The sequence below is a fragment of the Paenibacillus sp. BAC0078 genome (genome assembly GCF_054483875.1).
Window position 1 is genome coordinate 168,822 of record NZ_JBTLRW010000003.1, and the last position, 16,633, is coordinate 185,454.

Consider the following 16,633-nt stretch of genomic DNA (forward strand, 5'->3'; position numbering starts at 1 on the left):
TGAATGCCTCCCTGGTATTCTATTTATTAGGCTACCGCTGCGATAGTCGGACGCTCGATAGTACCATATGCATGGGCGTAACCTGGGCCCTTGGCGACAGGAGCGCCGTATTTGATACCTACATACTGCTCCTGAAGGCTTCCTGTTGTGCCAAGTTGGAACAGATAAATTCCTTTCTCGCCTACATAGTGGTATTCAATCATCGGCTCTGTGACGATTGCAATGCCGTAGTCTGTGTTGGAAGCCGTGGTGGTATTAACTTTTGATGGAATAAATGGCTCAGGAATGATCGGCAGCAAGCCTGCTGCAGTCATAATTGCCAACACTTCAAGCCCAGCAACTGTTGTCTTTTTCAGGTTGCTGATCTGAGTTTCATTATTGGCGGCATTGCGCTCTTCTTCCTCCAGATAGTGATGTGCAATCGGATGGATGTAAATTGCTGTCGGCATAAGTTCGTACAACTCACTCGCTACCATCGCAGCCACTTTCGCACGAATAGCCGATACAATGGATGCAGTCGCCCCAACAGTGAATGTGTTAGTGATTTGATTAGGAAGCCCCACATATTGGAGGGATGTAGGAACTGCTAGCCCTGTATCAGTACCTCTCCAAAGTGCCTTGCCATGGGTGAGTCCGATGCCGTTAAGCATATCGTTCAGGTCTTTTCCTTTAAGCTCAGGGAAATTGTTTTGTTGCTGTCCAAGCGTGATGTCATAATGTCCGAAGTTGACTTGGTTAGTCAGGGCTTTGATTTTCACACCATGAGGAGTACGCGGATTGCTAGTGGCAGTTGCCGATGGATTACGCGGATCGACGAACGCACCACCATTGACAGTATTTTGTTCGTAGTACGTTGAAATATCGCCAGTCGCCGGAACATAAATCATTCTTCCGTCCAGAATTGAAGATCGGCGCAATACGTCTGTAATTTCCTTTTGGTACTCATCTGTGATGATCGCGCCAGGCCCCTGGAATTGAGTGGCAGCAGCAATATCAACGAACTGAGCTTGTCCTACGCGGTTGTTCATATATTACACACTCTCCTTCTCGGCAAATTGAGCTTTTGCCTGCATTTTAAGTTTTAAAGATTCCGACGTTGGCAAGTTAAGTGCATCAACGGAGGCGCAAAATGTGCGATAATCCGTTTCGCCGTCACCTATCACCTTGCCGCCATGCTTCGCCAGCAATTCGGCAGCTGAAGCCGTCTTGCGCTGCGGTTCTGCCGGTGAAGTGCCTTTGCCAGCCTTCAGGTCTGCAACTTCTTTTTCAAGAGCCGCGGCCTTATCCTGAGCAGCTTTGAGAGTAGCAGCAGCTTCTTCTTCGGCAGTTTTGATTTTCTCTTCTTCCTTCGATGCTTTCATGCTTGTTACGTCCGTTTTAATGGACGCAACCTCAGTTGCAACAGTTTGAACACTTGCCGCCAGTGCCGTCATACCCTCCGTTACGGCTTTCAGCGAATCTTCCATGGCTTTAATTTGTTCTGGTGTCATATCGTTGACATCCTCCTCTTTGGGTTTATTGTTTTTTGCCGCAAAACTCGTTGTTTTATAAGCAGCAGCCTCGGCAAAAAGGATTGCAGCGCCGGTGCCGCAGAACTCAATCACATCAAGCACGTTGTACATGTCTGGTGCATCCTGCACCGAAGCTTCCATTTCTAGCGAAGCTCCAAATTGGTATTCACTCCAGTTGTATTCAGCCGCTAGGCCGTTGTAATAACGAATGGTAGCAACGACATCAGGGAAGTCCTTTCCGTAGATATAGCCGTCTATCCAGGCGTAACCGTCCATAGAACGGTAAGCTTTATCTATCACAGCAACCTTAAAACGGGGATCGTGATCGGCCATGCCGTTTACATAATCAATGTTTAAAGCCATGCCCACAAACGTTTGAAGGTACTGATCACAAACGCTTGAAGAAATACGAATCTTCTTTCCCCCAGCTCCATGCGGCGAACCGTCACTCGGTTGATCTACTGCGAACAACGCGCATTTGAACGGTACTTTGTTTGGATGGCCCCCAGAATCTGAGAGTTTGAAGTCCTGGACACGCATTTTCGGATTACTCATTTTTAGTGTCTTAAGCATTATTGGTTCCTCACCTCCCCTCAGGGTAAAATAAAAACACCGTTACGTTTGCTCGGTGTTAGGGTCTTCCTTATTCAGATCATCCTCTTGCGATAGCGGTATTGGGGGAGTGTTCTTGACCTTCTCAGCTTCTGCAAGCTCTTCTTGAGTTTTATTTATATCAACAACCGAAATCTTACTTGGTTGTAATAGCACTTCTCCGTGCTGGTTAGGCAATGCTTTCTTGCCTTGCTTGTCCCTGACCTCATCTGGAGTAGTCACTCTTCGATCCAGATATATTGCATCAATGTCCGCTTGAGTCTTAAGGTCTTTCAAGGACGTGGCATATAAGAATTTGAATTCAATCATGCCACCCATTTTAAAAATACCGTCAATGATATGATTGTTGATATGCTCAACAATGTTCTCGGCTATGGATTGTACTGTAGCTTCAGTGTCTTCATCTTCACTTTCAGCCGTATTTCGGTTAACATCTTTGGTCTGCCCCAGCTTCTTAGGAGATACACCGAACGAAATAGCGATAATTTCAATCAAGAATCGCTGCCATTCAAGAAATAACGCTTTGTCGTCAGTCGCCCCTAAGTCTAATACGCTCGGGTTTTCTCCACCAATAATTGGCATTTTTCCCTGGCCTCTAACTTCATCATCCCAAAACGTGCGGAATGAAGAAACGGCTTTTGAATCGGCGGTTTTGCCAAGGTTGAGTATTTTTCGAAGAAACGTTCCCTTAGTTTGATTCCCTGCTGACTTGTGAGAGTCAATAAAGTTGTTCGCTGATTCCCAAACCGTTTCGAGTGGAGCCAGACCAAACGGGGTATTTGTTCTGGGATTCATGCGAATGTACATGAGGTCAGCGGAAGTTAAATGAATATAATTTCCGTTATCTCGCTGTGCAAAACGATATGAATCCGGTTTTCCATCCCAATACGGATATAATTCAATTGAAAATGTATCTACCGGATACATTCGAAACGGCCTTAGTGGATCTCCCGCCTTAAGAACCTCTGAACTCCCAGCGCTGCATACCAGCATATCCTCAACAATCTGCTCAAGCCATGAACGGAAGGTGTCCGCTGGGTTTGGTTTTAACAGCGACCTTTCGATGATCTTGCAGATTTCACGATACTTTTCAGTTTCGTTCTCATCTATAGCCGCCACCGACCAATTAAGCTTAGTGATCCCGTCTTTAATCACGTTGATTGCTCGGCGCGGTATGGGTGACTCACTCAAAGCCCTGAGATTCGCTGGCGTTCGTTTTCTTACTGGCTGTTTATTTCCTCTCTGTCCAAACCATCCCCACGACTGAGAATAAGCTTCTGTTTGACGTTCTGGCTCATTCTTTGTTCGCCCCGCCGCAAGCCAGTTGATGATTCTCTGTCTTAAGCCCACTGAGTTACCTCCTTTCTTGCAGACTTCTATGGATTAAGAGTAACATCTGATTTATTCAGTTTTGCTACGGATTTTCGCTTGTACGCATGCAAACGCGTCTACGTAACACACCGCCATAAGACATTCAGGTGGAAGGTTTTCAAATTCTCCCTTCGCGTACACTTCTTCAAGAACGAGATTGTGTTTGCGAAACGCCGCATCTCTTTTCTCTCTCCATTGACTGATAGCGAATTGAACAAACTCAGCAGTTTCATTCACAATTTTCACCTCCAGACATAAAAATAGAAGGCAGGAAAATTTACCTGACCTTCTGTATTCGTTCATATTTCTATGGATTAAAGATATCATGTCATCGGTTTGGTTTTACTACGGCTTTGAGTAATTACCTCATACTCTCCAATGTTGATTTTAAGCCTTCGAGGAGTGTTTTCTTTTTGTGAGCAGATTCGTAAATTGCATACAAAAGGAATGAGATTGCTTCTTTAACGCTTATGATAAGTTCATTATCTAAGTTCTTTTGACGATCTATATCTCCATCGTTTGCATGGATTGCGGAATCCCCTAACTTCTTGATGTATTGCAAAAAGTCGACATCTATATCTGAGGCCCATTTCGGTCCTGTAGAGTTTTCGATATCTTTTATCAAATTTTGTATTTTTGGACCTAACATCCTTACGGTATATCCTTCTCCAACCAAAATTTGTTCAATTGCTGTTCTATACATTGCCATAGCAGCACTACTAGCACCCATAATATGCGCTCTATTGGCTTGATCTAAATAGAAAGAAACGTTTTTCGGGGTATTAGGAGTCGTTATTCCTCCTTCACTACTCGGAAGTATTAGGAGTTCAAACGATCTGGGACCTTTATAAAGCACTATATAACTAATTGAATCACATTGAAGACAACGGCATTTCCAAAATGACGGAAACAGCATAGTGTATACAGTTTCAATGAAACTTCGTTGATAATACTGTTTCTTCTGTCTTAACGAAATTTGTAACTGTTCAAAATATCTATCGTTAAAATTATTGTTCAAACTCAAAGGCTGTATTTCATTTTTCCTGGCATCCCCACACATGGAACAATGTATTTCTTCTTTCATTGGAAATTGACTTACAGTAACACGTAGAGGTTCATCACCCTCAGGTGGTTCATATATCTTTGTTATATGAAAAGTCACTACTTTGTTTTTAAATTCTTCAATATCATTAATCATATTATTGAACCCTCCACATCACTAACTATCTTGTATCTTCCTTATTCTACTATTTCCCAATTATATTTGCGCTATTTTTTTCAGATACTTATCCAAACGCAAACCCTGAATCCCCTTCGCGATCATTATATATCGCATATCGTTTAGAATCCTGGGTATGGTTATTCTTATCCTCCGGTTCTTCGGTGTGCTGTCCTGCCTTTTCCTTCCACTTGTAGTTCTCTGTTTCCTTGATTTCGTTCTTGCACTCACGATTTACATATATATTAGGGCGACCAGTCCCGGCCTTTACCTTGTAAAGTGTAGATACTTCACGGATACCTGGACCAATGGTGTTATCAGCTTCTTTCACAGGCAGATCATACTTCTTATACGTGCTGATGTATTCCGGCTCCGATGGGTCAGCCCATATTTCATCAAAGCGATATCTATCATTCATTTCCTTATAACGCTTAACAAGACAGTCTTCTAATTCCCCGTTATCGTCCACGACGAGCACATTAACATGTTGGGCATATGCTTCTTCAACAATGTAATAATCCTCACCAACGCAGCCTATGGCAAGTAAGACAGCCGGGTCATTCCAACCGTGGTCCATGCCTCCGATAAATCTAGTGAAGGCAATATCCTTTGTGCTGCCGTCTGGATAGGTCACTTCGTACAAGTGAATGCTTTCATCCAGGCATCGCATGTCCACAACATGGGTTGTCCGTTTGAATTCGTCATACACCTGCCCGTGGAAGACGTTGAATTTAGCCCTTATCTCACGGTCAACATATCGTTCAGGGTAGGTCTCAATCATTCGCTGAATGTTTCGCTGTAGCTCAGGGATAGGATTGTCGAGTGATGTCCAGTAGAAGTTACGCCACTCTGGATCATTGAGATATTGCTCTTCTTCGAGACCGGCATCAATGAACTGGCCTCTTAGGACAATATCATCCGCAAACCAGTTTATGCCTTCAGGCGTGGTCGTCCATACGCTCCAGCCGCCTTTATCAGCCAGTGCATAAGACAAGTAACCTGTCCATGTTTCGGCTTTCATCTTGCTTGCTTCGTCCAGCCACACGCCATCAAGACCTTTACCAACGAGCGACTTAGGATTATCGGCTGATTTGAATTGAATAAGGACCCATCCCTTTAACCAGACTCGGTTCTTGGATAGGTCCCACGATTCAATCATTTCTTCAGGGAGTACATCGGATAGCTCTTCTTGCTGTATTTCAGACATCGCATAAGTCGGTGACACGCACCAGTATTCAAGCTTAGGCTTGGGCTTCTTCATCTTCTTGAGGTTCTTAGGCGGCTTGTACGGTAATCCCTTGCCACGTTCAATATCGGCCAGAATGTTATCGAAGAACTTACGCGCTCCGACATTCGTCTTGCCGCCGCGCCGTCCGCAATTGAGGACGTTATTACGGGCAACACTCTCCATAACTTCTATTTGTTTAGCGTGTGGCGTCCATCCGGCGAAGGGATCAAGGTTTAACGCTTGGCTCATTCGTCCACCTTCTCACGTTGATTTCTGTCGGTTGATCCTTTTCTCTGTTATTTAGTTCTTCGATCTCCAGCCTTGTTTTATCTACCTGTGCCTGCATTTGATTGAGTTTTAACCGGCGTTCATCAGCTTCGTCTGCTATTGCAAGAAACTGCTTGATCGCGCCTCTCAATTCACGCATGATTACTGCTTCCGCTTTAATTGCGGCTGCGTACTTGTCCCAAGCGAATTGAATTTCCCATTCTGTTTCTTCAATGTCCATTTTGTCGTTCGTGGTCAGTTTCGATTTCTTCAATTCCTTGGTCATATCATCCTTATCTTGAATGAAGAAAATTCGCTGAGCCCATATGATTTTTTGGAATCCCTTTGTGATGTTGTACCAAATCATATCGACCGGTTCTATCTCTTGGGCCATTTCCAAAATTTCAAGGTATTCAGGGTCCTGTGGCTCAAATTTACGGAATAATCCATGCGTTACCGCCTTTTGATTTCCCGCCGGTCCCCCTTTTCCTCCGCGATTTCCCTTTGCATTTTTGTTGCCTCGCGGCGCTCCCGGTTTGCTGTTCAATTTTTGTTCCCACTGATCAAGAGATTTCCATTTTCGCACTGACTCAGGACTAACCCCTAACTTTTCAGCGATATCTTTCGGCTTCATTTCCGCTCCGCTGTCTTTCCACAATTTGAAAGCTTTTTTCCTGTTCGGATTAGGTCTTCCGCTCAAAAAAATCCTCTCCCCTTATATAATTGAGTCGGTTTTCACGTTTAAAGTCAGTTTTGGTCAAACGTTACGAATAAAAATAAGCCTACATCGTATCGAAAGGCTCTCTTCCGGTCGTCTATCCACTAAATAATGTAAAATGAGTGAAACATAAAGGTAATTCTGTTGCACTCGTTTCAACCACAAAAAAATGAGTTCCTTCATATAATATTTTCTTCGTGATAAGGTCGAGTGCAGCAAAGGACACTTTATGTTGCACTCGATTTATCTTAAATTCAAGATTGCCTTGTCCATCATGTCCTGGGTCAGTCCAATATAGTCCAAAGTCTCCCTTGGATCGCTGTGTCCGAACATATCCATTAGTAACGCTAGGTTCTCTGGATTGTCCATATAAAGCCTGTATGCCCATGTTTTTCTCAGAGAGTGAACCCCTATATCTTTCAGCTTGAATTCGCGAGCTGCATCACTCAGGATTCGGTAGGCTGTTGTACGATCTATTGGACGGTTACGCATACGGCTAATCGTTTTAATTTGACGGCTGGCGAATAGGTAATCCTTTTGATGCATGCCAACTGTGAAATCATCCAGATCCGATCTTATGCTAGGGTGAATGATAAACATCTTAGCATGTTTGTTTTTTTGCTCCACCATGCTGATATGCGTACCCTTTGTTTGCATAACCTGAAGCTTAAGCAAGTCAGATACTCGCAGTCCACTGTATATTCCCATACAAAAGAATAAATAATTGCGCATGCTGCGATTATAAAAATAGTCCTTCATTCCTTCTATGACTCGCTCATCGCGTATTGGTTGAACTTTCCTCATTAACTCTTCCTCCTCTCAAGGAAAGTTTTCCTGAGCAAATAAAAAAGCGCCTCATTAGGCGCTCCTAAGTAATGATATTTTGTTAAACACTACTCTTAGTAAGCGTCAATGCAACAAACGCTTCTCATAACTATCTATAAAATCCATCCAATATTTTTCGTCAACTGATTTTTGACCTCCTCCGATTAATGTAATCCTTTTATTTTCGTAATCAACATCACTTACTTGATGGATATTTGCTAATTCATGTTCCGAAATACGTTTGAGGAAATCTGGGAACGGCGAATATTCAGTTACCTCGTCCAAATTATTGTACGAAGGAATAATAAAATACTCGCCAAAGTTTGTGACCGCAATGATCGCGCCATTTTTATGAACCTTTAAATCAATTATTTCATCTCCACTTATTGTGGCAAAATCTCCGCCCTTGGTTGGCACGGCAAGTATTTCTTCTTTTTTATCAAGAAATTTTCTTATTTTATCCAGTTCAAGCTTTACGTCCATGCTGCACAACCTTTCCGCCTTTATGCATCAAATATACAGTTGTGCTGAACGAAATACAAACGTATGAGGAATCAAAAGGCGGATTAGTGAGACTCTCATAAGGAGTACGCCAGTCCGCCTATTATTAACAACATTATTAGGCGGTAATTTATAATATGCGGCTACCGCTAATCCGCCATGCCCGGAATGGGCCTTCATGCGCACCTTTACTGCTTCGGGGTATTCCCCTCTGTACGCTGTCTCAAATAGGTTAGTCCGGTATTCATTTGCGTAACCGGTTTACGCTCCCGATCCATATCTTTAGCCGCTGAGATCACGGTTGCCCAGGAGGTGAGGGGTATGAGCTGCGGTGTGATGTCCCGTCACAGTTACCGCAACCAGATATGGAGTAGTACGGAAGCTCTCGCCTCGGTATCTTTATTATATTTTGGGAGTTGTGCTGCTACGCTACGGAAATTCCACCTTACTATTTTGTTGGGCAAAAAAATACCGCTCCAGGTATCTACCCTTCGCGGCTAAGTTAGTAATATAGGGTCATAATAGTTTTTCCAAAGCATGTTGAGATTCTTTGGACCTTTCACCCATAATGTACCTTTGATACACACTCTCAATTGCTTCAACACTAATTGTTCCACAGCCAATGACATGGGAAATAGCATCAATAACCCTTTTTGTTTCTTCTATTTCACCCGTCATCAAATAAAAATGTCGAACATATCGGATATTTATCTGGTTTGCTTTGGATATCTTAATTAATTCATTGCTTATTTCAGAAGGAAGATCATATAAAATTGCTTCATTCATTTTCCGTCCTCCAATCACACATCAGATTTATTGATCATTCGAAGTCCGATTTCACCTTCTTTGTTTCGTCCAAGTCCATAATCAATGGTAACATAGTCCAATGTGCCGTTAAACAGTAATGTGTTTGCCAATGAAGCAATAACTCTACGGCGTTTTTCTGCAAAGGTTGTTGCTTCGATCCCGTAAACTTCTTTCTTAATACCGTGACGCATGTACTCAACAGCGTCTTTATACCGATATTTTCTCTCTCCTGTGAACAAAAGCTTTACGATCATATTTTCATGCGGGTTGATTACATTGTTTGCGGCATGTTCAACGGCTTCTGTTATTTGTTTATAGAGTAGATAGTTGAGATGTCGTGTCTCTTTGGCTATAAGGACGTTTGCAGGTAGATTGGAAATGTGGTCGTTTGTACTGAGTCGTTTTACAGCCCCTTCCACTCCGGCCATATCGTATTCAGTTAATCCGTTTTCCAACCTCCGCTTAAGAGCAAATTCATAGTCTCCTACCAAACTCTTTATTGTTCTGTAATTATTCAGAAGCCAGATGGTTTTACGGATATCCTCTTGGTCGGGATTGTTAAAAAACTGTACCTGGTAGATACGTGAAATCTCTACGATATCGTCCTTGGGGTTGAAGTCACTCTCTGGTGCCGGTAATAACTCGATCATGGGTATTACCTCCTTGCGTTTATCTTACATATTTACAATTAGTATAGAGTGGATTTCATACGGAGTTACTACGGATAATTGCGCTTCGGTTATGCCGTAGGCTTCCATACCACGGCGCTGAAATTCTTCAAAGTCTTCGTCGATTAAGGTGTAATCACTAATGTCGCTTTGCGGCATTCTTCTTCACTTCCTTGTGTTGATATGATGATTGTAGGTTATAGATACGGCCATCCATTGATATTACTGTTGGGATGCCTTTCTTGGTTTTGATGGTCATGATCTGTGCTGAATAGATATCTCCTGGTTTAGTCTCCATCTTTGATTACCTCCCCTGGTAGGTTGATATGGGCGTAGTGAGTGATGCCTTTCCATAATCCGTCGTTAGCGTCCCACCAGCTCAGGCCGAATGCTTTGTTATCTTCCAAATATCCAAGTCCGATATCCCCACCTTCACTCATGAGATACATCTTTCTTTGTTCTGGTGGATTCTCCGGGTCATACTTTATCTAATTGATCATTAGTGTTTGCTCCTCCCTGCATTAACCTGAGCCTGTTTGTAGCCGCAGAAGAATCCTGTTATTCCAGCAATCCATATGGCTAGTATGATTAAAAGTATTGGCATGGTTTGTTGTTCCTTTCTTTATGGGGAGCCAGATAACCCTAAACCTATCCGGCCGCCGGCTCCGCCTGAGTATTTCGGTCGCATTTCGATGGCCTGACGGCCAAGGAGTTACCTTTTGTGCTCTCTAAGCTTCTCTTGCAGTTTGTGAATTACTATGCCTGCCTGACGAATTTCCTCTCTCAACTCTGCTGGCACGGCTGTATGGTCCAGTACAGTAAGTCCCCAGGATAAGTGATGTGACGCATTCCCCATGTGAGCCAGCGACTGATAAACGTAATCGTCCAGTTTTCCGAGCTTTTTGAACCCTTCATAGTTAGGCTGATGGGCAGCGTAGCTCCCGAATGGTGGATAAACGACCAATTCAAACGCTTCTTGCAGAATTAGCTCACCCTTTTCATCTAGGTCACCCACAAATACTTCTCTGCCTTTTGAATCTTTAGCAAAATATTCTTCAGCTTCTTCATGAATGGTCGCGACAAGTTCCTCGCCCTCCATAACTTCGCAGGAAACTTTTCCTTGGCAGTATTCAACAAATTCATTTATACACTTAACCACGATCTGTTTGTTGCTCATATCCTCTTCTCCCCCTTATACCTCTGCTATTAAATCAGCGTTATCATGGATATTCCCGACCACTACTTCTTCCAGGGAATCAGCCAGCAGCGTTTCTCCTGACCAGAAAGATCCGTCTTGGTACTCTACTGCCGAATACATATCGAATCCCCTGTTCCAGTGCAGGATATCCCCATCAAATATCTTCTTGTCGTTTTTGTCCTTAAATCCGGTGTATTGACCAACCGTTTCAGGAATTACTTCTGCCACATCAACACAATCCGAAACATCTCCTTCATGCTGGTGAACAAACCACCAAGATATAACGTGTGGCTGCCCTTCCTTTCCTACCTGATACGATCCGTACACCCATTCTCCGTTATCAATCCGTTTGCCGCGAAACTCAATATCACGCATGTTATCCTCTCCCTTTGGGGTCTCTGCCCCCTAAATTACTTGCCCTGCTTGCGCAATAGATTTAAATAAGCGGTGATAAGTGAACTGATCTGGTGGATGGGAAGTGTTACAAATCTCTCCCCGTCCTCTTCTTTCATCTTGCAAAATTCCAAATAGTCCTCTAATGTTGCCGGTTCGATAAATACTGATGGTTGTCTTTCCATGTGTCTCTGCCCCCTTATAAGTTAAGTACAGGCCTGTTTCGGCCTCCGCTGTCGCTAAGTAGTGCGGTCGAATCGGAGGCCTGACGGCCGTTATAAGTTCAGTACTGCTAATAGAGCAGCCTTACAGATGGCCTCCTGCGCTGTCCGTGCTTTTACCGATGGACGGTACCCACTTATTTCCACTTCCCACATGCCGTCTACGTTTACTGCATCGCCTTCACGTTGAACGATCACCGAATATTCTGTTTGAATATAATTTACGACTTCCCAGGTATGGCTCATGTATATGGAGGGCTGGAATACTCTGAATGATGTTGCAGTATCACCCGTATAAATTGCGTTTACCGGGAAATCTCTATAGATGTCATAAGCAAGAATCTCATGTGAAACCAGTTCATCCAGTTTCGGCCCCGGCGTTTTACTCAGTATCTCTTCCCTTGTGAGTGTCATTGGGTAGCCTCCTGTTCTGCTAGTGGTTTAAGGTGCTTATCTGGATCAGGCACTCTCTTCGACCAACGTCCGCAATCAACATCCGCCCAACTTCTATCCTTTGCCATACGAGTGATCAGCCCAACCCCGCCAGCCTGAAATTTAATCCAGTCGCCTTTTTTGAGTGTCATTGGTTATCTCCTTCCTCAACCTCAATTTTTGTACTACGCCGGATAGACACCAGTAACTCTGAAAATATCCAGGTTTGAAGCATACGTTGCGTAACAGATTCTAGGCTTGGACTGCACTATTAATACTTCGTAAAACTCCCCATCAATCTCAATAATGTCGTTAAGCGAAGGTTTATATCTTAAAGTTCCAATGAAGGATTCCGGTCTGTACCTGTGGTACATCTTGATTCCGTATCCCATTCTATTCGCCCTCCTTGGGTGCTGGGGTATCTGGGTATAGGGTGGATAAAAGCTCTTTTAGATCCTTTGCCCGTCCGTTTGATCCACGAAGCTCAAGCACTTGTATCTCGTACTCTATTTCCTCTTTCAGGCGTTGCACCCGGGCCTCTGCTGCGTCTGCACGGGCTTTCTCGGCTTCGTAATATCTCAGCGTGGCTTCGTAGGATTGTTTGTAGACCTGGACTTCTTTCTCAGCTTCGTCTGCACGGGCGTTATGATGCTCATACAGGGATTGGGCTGCTTCCAGCAGTTCAAATGTTGGGCGTTGTTCATAGCGTTCGCGCCACTTCTTGGCTTCTTGGAGCCAGTAGGGAAGGGCTTCATAAGCTTCCGAGCAAAGTTTCGCTTCAGCCTCACCGAATTCACCTGACGGAGTTATAATCGAATAATCATCATACGGACCGTATAAGCTGGCAAATCTGGATGATTCGTATCCATAAGGACCTTGTGTTGCTGCCTTGCACATCTCCATATCCTTTTGCCAGTCCCTCGACGGTGTTTGTGTCATTGGGCTTCCTCCCCTACCTCTTCGATTTCAAGTTCATGAATCTCGGGGTCCTCAGCTTCTCCTGAGCATTGATGACAGAGAGATACATAAGCCTCATCACTTTTCCACGCCATTTCTTCCGCTTGTTCCTTTGACTCTGCCTCAAACTCTCCGATGTATTTCGTTGCAATTACTCTTCCGTAAATTCTGAACTTTGGCATTGTTTGTTCCTCCCTTAGTGGGAGAGGAGGGATACTCCTACTCCCTTAATGATCTGTTTACATGTCATTTTTATTAATGTAATATTTAAATCTGGAGGTGTAACAATATTTATGGCGAAATCCAAGACAACCAGTAGTTTTAGATTTGATGATGATTTTATTGATTTGCTGAATACATGGTCATTTGTTAGTAAAAAAGAGAAGAGCATACTGCTTCAAGAAGCTTTTCGTGAGTTTACCAACTTGCCACAGAATGCCGATATTGCTAAAAAAGTGGAATTGGTTACAGAAAGCTTGAAAGAGAACTGAGTCGCTTCTGCGGCTCTATTTTTATTTCGCCCCCTGTAGCGTGATATATGCCGCCTCGGCCCTCTCCCTAGGGCTGGCGGTGAGCAATTCAGCAATCGAGTATCGCATGGTTTTGTTCCAAACAGCAGTATCTTCCACATCTTCGTCTGGTTCTCCCCATTTGACGATTGCAAGATTTTGCACATATTCATCTGCATTTACTTCTATTGCCTTTGCCTGTACCTCTAGAGAGGCAGTTGGGTCAGTGCAGAAATGTCGAGTATCCCATGCGTAGTCTTCATCTACCCATGCGGTCTTCGTTACTTTTGTTCCATCAGGTGATATGAGGCGGTATCCATTACCATGTTTTTCGCTGGCGTACCCCAGCAACTCCGCCAGCGCCCGGTTAAGCTCCTGGTCTGTTAGCTGTACCTGTGTCATGGCTGTGTCTCCCCTTCCTCAAGACCGTTATTTAAAGCGATAAATGCCCGGTCAATTATTCGTTTCAGTATTCTTGTATCATCGTTTGGCGCTGCAACCGTAAAGTTTAGCGCTCCATTAAGTTCAATCATGGCCTCCCTGATTACGGTGCGTTTCCGGGCTATGGTCTGTTGTGCCTCTGCTAACTCTCGTTCAAGCATTGACCTTTTTGCCCACTCAGCGATATATTGCTCTTTCCATCCCACGGCGTTATTTGTCATTTCCTTCAGTTGTTGCTCTGCCTCTTCTAGAGCAGCCAGCAATTCGCCCGTATTGACCACTATTCTCTTTATATGTCCAGGTACAATGTGATTTCTGATTGCACTCTTTGTATTCTCATAATCCCTTTTGATTTCTTCTTTCCGTTCTGGTGTCATGGGTAAGGAAACTTTTCCTGCTTCACTCATGACTGCTGTGCTCCTTCCCAATTCCAGAATGACAGTTTACCTTTTGCCGGGACCGGCTCCGGCAATTGCTTAACGCCCGCCAGTTCCCAGGCATAACGCCCCGGAGTGAAATCACCAAATTCATATTCGGGAGAATAGATAAGCCGCCGCCCCTCAAGCTCATACCCATCCGTCCAGGTGTCTACAGATTTCAGGCAATCGGCCAAACGAGCAGTTGCCACAACCGCCCCGGTCGGTAGGTTATATGCTGTGTATCCATGCCGAGCAAGCGCTGCACTGATCTCTGGCTCCCGGCAGGCGTCCAGGTCCACTTTCTTTCCGGCGTGTATTGCCAACTCGCCGCGATATTTTGTGGGCCAACTGCGAGTTTCAAACTTCTTTTCCCCGGTGGCGATCAGTGTCGCCCAGGGCTGTAATATCGTAATGGCCTTCATGCCGTCGCCGCCTCTCTTGGTTTCAGATATCCCAGCTCCACCGCTACCTGCCGGATGGCTTGCATATCCTCTTCAGGGTATCCCCAGTGTTGACAGTACAGGCCGCCGTAGCCGTTGTTGTGGTTGGCGTCATCATCGCCATTGATATAATCCCGGAAGTCGCAAACAAGGCCCCACAGTGTTCCTCCATGGCTGAAATGGTAATGATTATCGGGGAATGATTCGTGCATAACTAATGGTGTGCCCGTGTAATCGTCCGTAAGCCACAACCAGCCACCGGCCCAGTAGAATTGCGCATATCGGTCATGTTTATCCGAATAAAGGAACCTGCGCCCACGTCTGCCGATTTCTCTAATAAGTTCGTTCACCACGTTGATTCGGTCTGATGCCGGGAAAGGCGATTCTTTCGCCGCAGGCACCGATTGCCCAATTTTGCGAACCTTCACGATTTTGAGATAGTCGAAGAATGTCATATCTGGGTCGCTATCACTGAAACTCAGATATGCATCATACTTGGCGGCTCCGCTAGATTTGGCAGTTTTGAGGACTGAATAATCCGGATATTCGTCGAAGTAGTCTGGATATGAAATCTTATAAATATTGAGAGTCTCGTTCATACTGGTTATGCCTCCTTTATAGGGTATAGGGTAGATGGTGGTTAACCCGCCCCATTATTTAATTCGTAGTAGTTACGTCCACTCCATATTGTTTTGAGGATCATAATCTGTCGTATGTCAAACAAGAAGGAGGCAACTACTATGTCGATCCCGAGCCGAAAAAAAGTAATTGTCGTAAAACTGCGCCCTGGTCAAAAAGCGATTGTTATCTGTGAGGAGCATCGTAAAAATCATAAATAGAGATTTAAAGGGCGCTCATTAGAGCGTTCTTTGATACATAACAATCAGCCAAGCAGATTTACCACGGGCAAGGTTTATCTCTCCTTATAAGGGCTATGCCCTGATTAATGGGTGGAGGGGATGTCTGTTTCCTCCCTGGGGGCTATAACAGCCCCATAGTGATTGGTTTCTTAGTTACCTGATCCATCCCTTTTCGAGTGAGCACTATTGTTCTTTTCTGAAATCTATTCCAGCGCAAAATTTTCTTTTCTTCCAATCGTTCAATATAACCATGGGTTGTTTGTAATGATTTATGACCCATTGCTTCAGCAATCTCGCGTATGGCGGGTGGATATTGGTACTCAAAAGAGTATTTATCAATAAAGTCGATGATTGCTTGCTGTTTTCGGGATATAGCTTTCATGCTCACTTCTCCTTTCGCTTTAATCCGTTGTTATACGAATTATGAAAACCGATTACTGAGCAACCTGAGCATACTTCCCCGCTATCCTCTTTTTGTATTTCCTGACCGTGTTCGCAGATACACCTATCTGTTTTCCGATCGTTCGATATGTGTAACCATCCATTAGCATTGTTACTATTGTCTGGTCCCCTGGAGATAAAGAACTGATGAAGCAATCAACATCAAATTGAGTTTCATCCTCTGGAATAGGAATCATTTCGGATAGCTCCAGTTTGGAACCATCTTTCGATTCTATTTTTCTATCTATTCGGGTTATAGTTTTTGGTCTTAACCCCGAGTGATATGGGATATGGATCAGTTGGACTCCGCCTTCCAGATATCTCAAGATGTACCCTTTGACATATGGGAAGGCGAAGGTTGAAAACTTTTGAGCTTTGGTTTTTGTTGGATCAAAACGGTCATAAGCGTTGAGTAATCCTATAGTTCCCTCGCTAATTAGATCATCCATGTCTACGCCGTAGAATCTAAGATGTTGATATCTGTTTGCCACTTTATGGACCATCTTATAGTGTTTCTTGTAGCATTCTTCTTTTGTACCGAGCTGAGGGTGGGTATCTCTTATTCTTGTGGTTTCTATCTTTCTCATGGCTCCTC

General features: G+C 44.0%; 27 protein-coding genes. 1 reads left to right on the plus strand and 26 read right to left on the minus strand.

Annotated features, from left to right (window positions below; genetic code table 11):
- Positions 1-26: 26 nt before the first annotated feature.
- The 20 genes from ACX1DY_RS07525 to ACX1DY_RS07620 all read right to left on the minus strand — a co-directional run bounded on the left by ACX1DY_RS07525 (position 27) and on the right by ACX1DY_RS07620 (position 13,110).
- A complete protein-coding gene (locus ACX1DY_RS07525) occupies positions 27-1,028 on the minus strand; it encodes a hypothetical protein (protein WP_458963576.1) in 1,002 nt (333 codons plus the stop codon).
- Between the two features lie 3 nt (positions 1,029-1,031).
- A complete protein-coding gene (locus tag ACX1DY_RS07530) occupies positions 1,032-2,084 on the minus strand; it encodes a 3-oxoacyl-ACP reductase (RefSeq protein WP_458963577.1) in 1,053 nt (350 codons plus the stop codon).
- A gap of 42 nt (positions 2,085-2,126) precedes the next feature.
- Positions 2,127-3,473, minus strand: a complete 1,347-nt coding sequence (locus ACX1DY_RS07535) for a phage portal protein (RefSeq protein WP_458963578.1) — start codon at positions 3,471-3,473, stop codon at positions 2,127-2,129.
- 51 nt (positions 3,474-3,524) lie between these two features.
- Positions 3,525-3,731: a hypothetical protein gene (locus ACX1DY_RS07540; protein WP_458963579.1), complete on the minus strand. Its 207-nt coding sequence runs from the start codon at positions 3,729-3,731 to the stop codon at positions 3,525-3,527.
- Positions 3,732-3,855: 124 nt separating this feature from the next.
- Complete coding sequence (locus ACX1DY_RS07545; protein WP_458963580.1) at positions 3,856-4,692, minus strand: DUF4145 domain-containing protein; 837 nt, start codon at positions 4,690-4,692, stop codon at positions 3,856-3,858.
- A gap of 88 nt (positions 4,693-4,780) precedes the next feature.
- Positions 4,781-6,190: a terminase large subunit domain-containing protein gene (locus ACX1DY_RS07550; protein WP_458963581.1), complete on the minus strand. Its 1,410-nt coding sequence runs from the start codon at positions 6,188-6,190 to the stop codon at positions 4,781-4,783.
- Positions 6,168-6,908 carry a phage terminase small subunit gene (gene terS, locus ACX1DY_RS07555; RefSeq protein ID WP_458963582.1) on the minus strand — a complete coding sequence of 247 codons (741 nt, stop codon included), beginning with the start codon at positions 6,906-6,908 and terminating at the stop codon, positions 6,168-6,170. The genes ACX1DY_RS07550 and terS overlap by 23 nt, the downstream gene beginning before the upstream one ends.
- A gap of 261 nt (positions 6,909-7,169) precedes the next feature.
- On the minus strand, positions 7,170-7,730 hold the full coding sequence (locus tag ACX1DY_RS07560; RefSeq protein ID WP_458963583.1) for a tyrosine-type recombinase/integrase: 561 nt from the start codon (positions 7,728-7,730) through the stop codon (positions 7,170-7,172).
- A gap of 105 nt (positions 7,731-7,835) precedes the next feature.
- On the minus strand, positions 7,836-8,234 hold the full coding sequence (locus ACX1DY_RS07565; protein WP_458963584.1) for a hypothetical protein: 399 nt from the start codon (positions 8,232-8,234) through the stop codon (positions 7,836-7,838).
- Between the two features lie 534 nt (positions 8,235-8,768).
- Positions 8,769-9,038: a hypothetical protein gene (locus ACX1DY_RS07570; RefSeq protein ID WP_458963585.1), complete on the minus strand. Its 270-nt coding sequence runs from the start codon at positions 9,036-9,038 to the stop codon at positions 8,769-8,771.
- A gap of 14 nt (positions 9,039-9,052) precedes the next feature.
- On the minus strand, positions 9,053-9,709 hold the full coding sequence (locus ACX1DY_RS07575; protein WP_458963586.1) for a hypothetical protein: 657 nt from the start codon (positions 9,707-9,709) through the stop codon (positions 9,053-9,055).
- A gap of 157 nt (positions 9,710-9,866) precedes the next feature.
- Positions 9,867-10,025: a hypothetical protein gene (locus ACX1DY_RS07580; protein ID WP_458963587.1), complete on the minus strand. Its 159-nt coding sequence runs from the start codon at positions 10,023-10,025 to the stop codon at positions 9,867-9,869.
- Between the two features lie 414 nt (positions 10,026-10,439).
- Entirely contained in the window at positions 10,440-10,904 is a 465-nt protein-coding gene (locus ACX1DY_RS07585) for a hypothetical protein (RefSeq protein WP_458963588.1), read from the minus strand.
- Positions 10,905-10,919: 15 nt separating this feature from the next.
- A complete protein-coding gene (locus tag ACX1DY_RS07590; RefSeq protein ID WP_458963589.1) occupies positions 10,920-11,300 on the minus strand; it encodes a YopX family protein in 381 nt (126 codons plus the stop codon).
- 35 nt (positions 11,301-11,335) lie between these two features.
- Complete coding sequence (locus ACX1DY_RS07595) at positions 11,336-11,503, minus strand: hypothetical protein (RefSeq protein ID WP_458963590.1); 168 nt, start codon at positions 11,501-11,503, stop codon at positions 11,336-11,338.
- Between the two features lie 90 nt (positions 11,504-11,593).
- Complete coding sequence (locus tag ACX1DY_RS07600) at positions 11,594-11,953, minus strand: BC1872 family protein (protein WP_458963591.1); 360 nt, start codon at positions 11,951-11,953, stop codon at positions 11,594-11,596.
- Positions 11,950-12,123, minus strand: a complete 174-nt coding sequence (locus ACX1DY_RS07605; RefSeq protein ID WP_458963592.1) for a hypothetical protein — start codon at positions 12,121-12,123, stop codon at positions 11,950-11,952. The genes ACX1DY_RS07600 and ACX1DY_RS07605 overlap by 4 nt, the downstream gene beginning before the upstream one ends.
- A gap of 33 nt (positions 12,124-12,156) precedes the next feature.
- Positions 12,157-12,363, minus strand: a complete 207-nt coding sequence (locus tag ACX1DY_RS07610) for a hypothetical protein (protein WP_458963593.1) — start codon at positions 12,361-12,363, stop codon at positions 12,157-12,159.
- A gap of 1 nt (position 12,364) precedes the next feature.
- Complete coding sequence (locus ACX1DY_RS07615; protein ID WP_458963594.1) at positions 12,365-12,910, minus strand: hypothetical protein; 546 nt, start codon at positions 12,908-12,910, stop codon at positions 12,365-12,367.
- Positions 12,907-13,110 carry a hypothetical protein gene (locus ACX1DY_RS07620; protein WP_458963595.1) on the minus strand — a complete coding sequence of 68 codons (204 nt, stop codon included), beginning with the start codon at positions 13,108-13,110 and terminating at the stop codon, positions 12,907-12,909. Before ACX1DY_RS07620 ends, ACX1DY_RS07615 begins: the two co-directional genes overlap by 4 nt.
- A gap of 111 nt (positions 13,111-13,221) precedes the next feature.
- On the opposite strand from ACX1DY_RS07620, the gene ACX1DY_RS07625 reads away from it, so the two are divergent.
- Positions 13,222-13,419, plus strand: a complete 198-nt coding sequence (locus ACX1DY_RS07625; RefSeq protein WP_458963596.1) for a hypothetical protein — start codon at positions 13,222-13,224, stop codon at positions 13,417-13,419.
- Positions 13,420-13,440: 21 nt separating this feature from the next.
- Here ACX1DY_RS07625 and ACX1DY_RS07630 read toward each other — a convergent pair whose 3' ends face one another.
- The 6 genes from ACX1DY_RS07630 to ACX1DY_RS07655 all read right to left on the minus strand — a co-directional run bounded on the left by ACX1DY_RS07630 (position 13,441) and on the right by ACX1DY_RS07655 (position 16,625).
- Positions 13,441-13,839 carry a hypothetical protein gene (locus tag ACX1DY_RS07630; protein ID WP_458963597.1) on the minus strand — a complete coding sequence of 133 codons (399 nt, stop codon included), beginning with the start codon at positions 13,837-13,839 and terminating at the stop codon, positions 13,441-13,443.
- Complete coding sequence (locus ACX1DY_RS07635) at positions 13,836-14,285, minus strand: hypothetical protein (RefSeq protein ID WP_458963598.1); 450 nt, start codon at positions 14,283-14,285, stop codon at positions 13,836-13,838. The genes ACX1DY_RS07630 and ACX1DY_RS07635 overlap by 4 nt, the downstream gene beginning before the upstream one ends.
- On the minus strand, positions 14,282-14,719 hold the full coding sequence (locus ACX1DY_RS07640; RefSeq protein WP_458963599.1) for an ASCH domain-containing protein: 438 nt from the start codon (positions 14,717-14,719) through the stop codon (positions 14,282-14,284). Before ACX1DY_RS07640 ends, ACX1DY_RS07635 begins: the two co-directional genes overlap by 4 nt.
- Positions 14,716-15,336: a hypothetical protein gene (locus tag ACX1DY_RS07645; protein ID WP_458963600.1), complete on the minus strand. Its 621-nt coding sequence runs from the start codon at positions 15,334-15,336 to the stop codon at positions 14,716-14,718. Before ACX1DY_RS07645 ends, ACX1DY_RS07640 begins: the two co-directional genes overlap by 4 nt.
- A 382-nt stretch (positions 15,337-15,718) precedes the next feature.
- Positions 15,719-15,979, minus strand: coding sequence for a LexA family protein (locus ACX1DY_RS07650; RefSeq protein WP_458963601.1), 261 nt, complete (start codon positions 15,977-15,979; stop codon positions 15,719-15,721).
- Between the two features lie 52 nt (positions 15,980-16,031).
- Entirely contained in the window at positions 16,032-16,625 is a 594-nt protein-coding gene (locus tag ACX1DY_RS07655; protein ID WP_458963602.1) for a sigma-70 family RNA polymerase sigma factor, read from the minus strand.
- Between the last annotated feature and the right edge of the window lie 8 nt (positions 16,626-16,633).

Bases quoted from the DNA above. Each gene is read 5' to 3' on its own strand.
- ACX1DY_RS07590 (WP_458963589.1), bottom strand. From the start codon at position 11,300: ATGCGTGATATTGAGTTTCGCGGCAAACGGATTGATAACGGAGAATGG.
- ACX1DY_RS07580 (WP_458963587.1), bottom strand. From the start codon at position 10,025: ATGGAGACTAAACCAGGAGATATCTATTCAGCACAGATCATGACCATC.
- ACX1DY_RS07635 (WP_458963598.1), bottom strand. From the start codon at position 14,285: ATGAGTGAAGCAGGAAAAGTTTCCTTACCCATGACACCAGAACGGAAA.
- ACX1DY_RS07630 (WP_458963597.1), bottom strand. From the start codon at position 13,839: ATGACACAGGTACAGCTAACAGACCAGGAGCTTAACCGGGCGCTGGCG.
- ACX1DY_RS07545 (WP_458963580.1), bottom strand. From the start codon at position 4,692: ATGATTAATGATATTGAAGAATTTAAAAACAAAGTAGTGACTTTTCAT.
- ACX1DY_RS07640 (WP_458963599.1), bottom strand. From the start codon at position 14,719: ATGAAGGCCATTACGATATTACAGCCCTGGGCGACACTGATCGCCACC.
- ACX1DY_RS07625 (WP_458963596.1), top strand. From the start codon at position 13,222: ATGGCGAAATCCAAGACAACCAGTAGTTTTAGATTTGATGATGATTTT.
- ACX1DY_RS07600 (WP_458963591.1), bottom strand. From the start codon at position 11,953: ATGACACTCACAAGGGAAGAGATACTGAGTAAAACGCCGGGGCCGAAA.
- ACX1DY_RS07530 (WP_458963577.1), bottom strand. From the start codon at position 2,084: ATGCTTAAGACACTAAAAATGAGTAATCCGAAAATGCGTGTCCAGGAC.
- ACX1DY_RS07550 (WP_458963581.1), bottom strand. From the start codon at position 6,190: ATGAGCCAAGCGTTAAACCTTGATCCCTTCGCCGGATGGACGCCACAC.
- ACX1DY_RS07575 (WP_458963586.1), bottom strand. From the start codon at position 9,709: ATGATCGAGTTATTACCGGCACCAGAGAGTGACTTCAACCCCAAGGAC.
- ACX1DY_RS07525 (WP_458963576.1), bottom strand. From the start codon at position 1,028: ATGAACAACCGCGTAGGACAAGCTCAGTTCGTTGATATTGCTGCTGCC.
- ACX1DY_RS07620 (WP_458963595.1), bottom strand. From the start codon at position 13,110: ATGCCAAAGTTCAGAATTTACGGAAGAGTAATTGCAACGAAATACATC.
- ACX1DY_RS07565 (WP_458963584.1), bottom strand. From the start codon at position 8,234: ATGGACGTAAAGCTTGAACTGGATAAAATAAGAAAATTTCTTGATAAA.
- ACX1DY_RS07615 (WP_458963594.1), bottom strand. From the start codon at position 12,910: ATGACACAAACACCGTCGAGGGACTGGCAAAAGGATATGGAGATGTGC.
- ACX1DY_RS07605 (WP_458963592.1), bottom strand. From the start codon at position 12,123: ATGACACTCAAAAAAGGCGACTGGATTAAATTTCAGGCTGGCGGGGTT.
- ACX1DY_RS07560 (WP_458963583.1), bottom strand. From the start codon at position 7,730: ATGAGGAAAGTTCAACCAATACGCGATGAGCGAGTCATAGAAGGAATG.
- ACX1DY_RS07645 (WP_458963600.1), bottom strand. From the start codon at position 15,336: ATGAACGAGACTCTCAATATTTATAAGATTTCATATCCAGACTACTTC.
- ACX1DY_RS07655 (WP_458963602.1), bottom strand. From the start codon at position 16,625: ATGAGAAAGATAGAAACCACAAGAATAAGAGATACCCACCCTCAGCTC.
- ACX1DY_RS07610 (WP_458963593.1), bottom strand. From the start codon at position 12,363: ATGGGATACGGAATCAAGATGTACCACAGGTACAGACCGGAATCCTTC.
- ACX1DY_RS07595 (WP_458963590.1), bottom strand. From the start codon at position 11,503: ATGGAAAGACAACCATCAGTATTTATCGAACCGGCAACATTAGAGGAC.
- ACX1DY_RS07570 (WP_458963585.1), bottom strand. From the start codon at position 9,038: ATGAATGAAGCAATTTTATATGATCTTCCTTCTGAAATAAGCAATGAA.
- ACX1DY_RS07650 (WP_458963601.1), bottom strand. From the start codon at position 15,979: ATGAAAGCTATATCCCGAAAACAGCAAGCAATCATCGACTTTATTGAT.
- ACX1DY_RS07585 (WP_458963588.1), bottom strand. From the start codon at position 10,904: ATGAGCAACAAACAGATCGTGGTTAAGTGTATAAATGAATTTGTTGAA.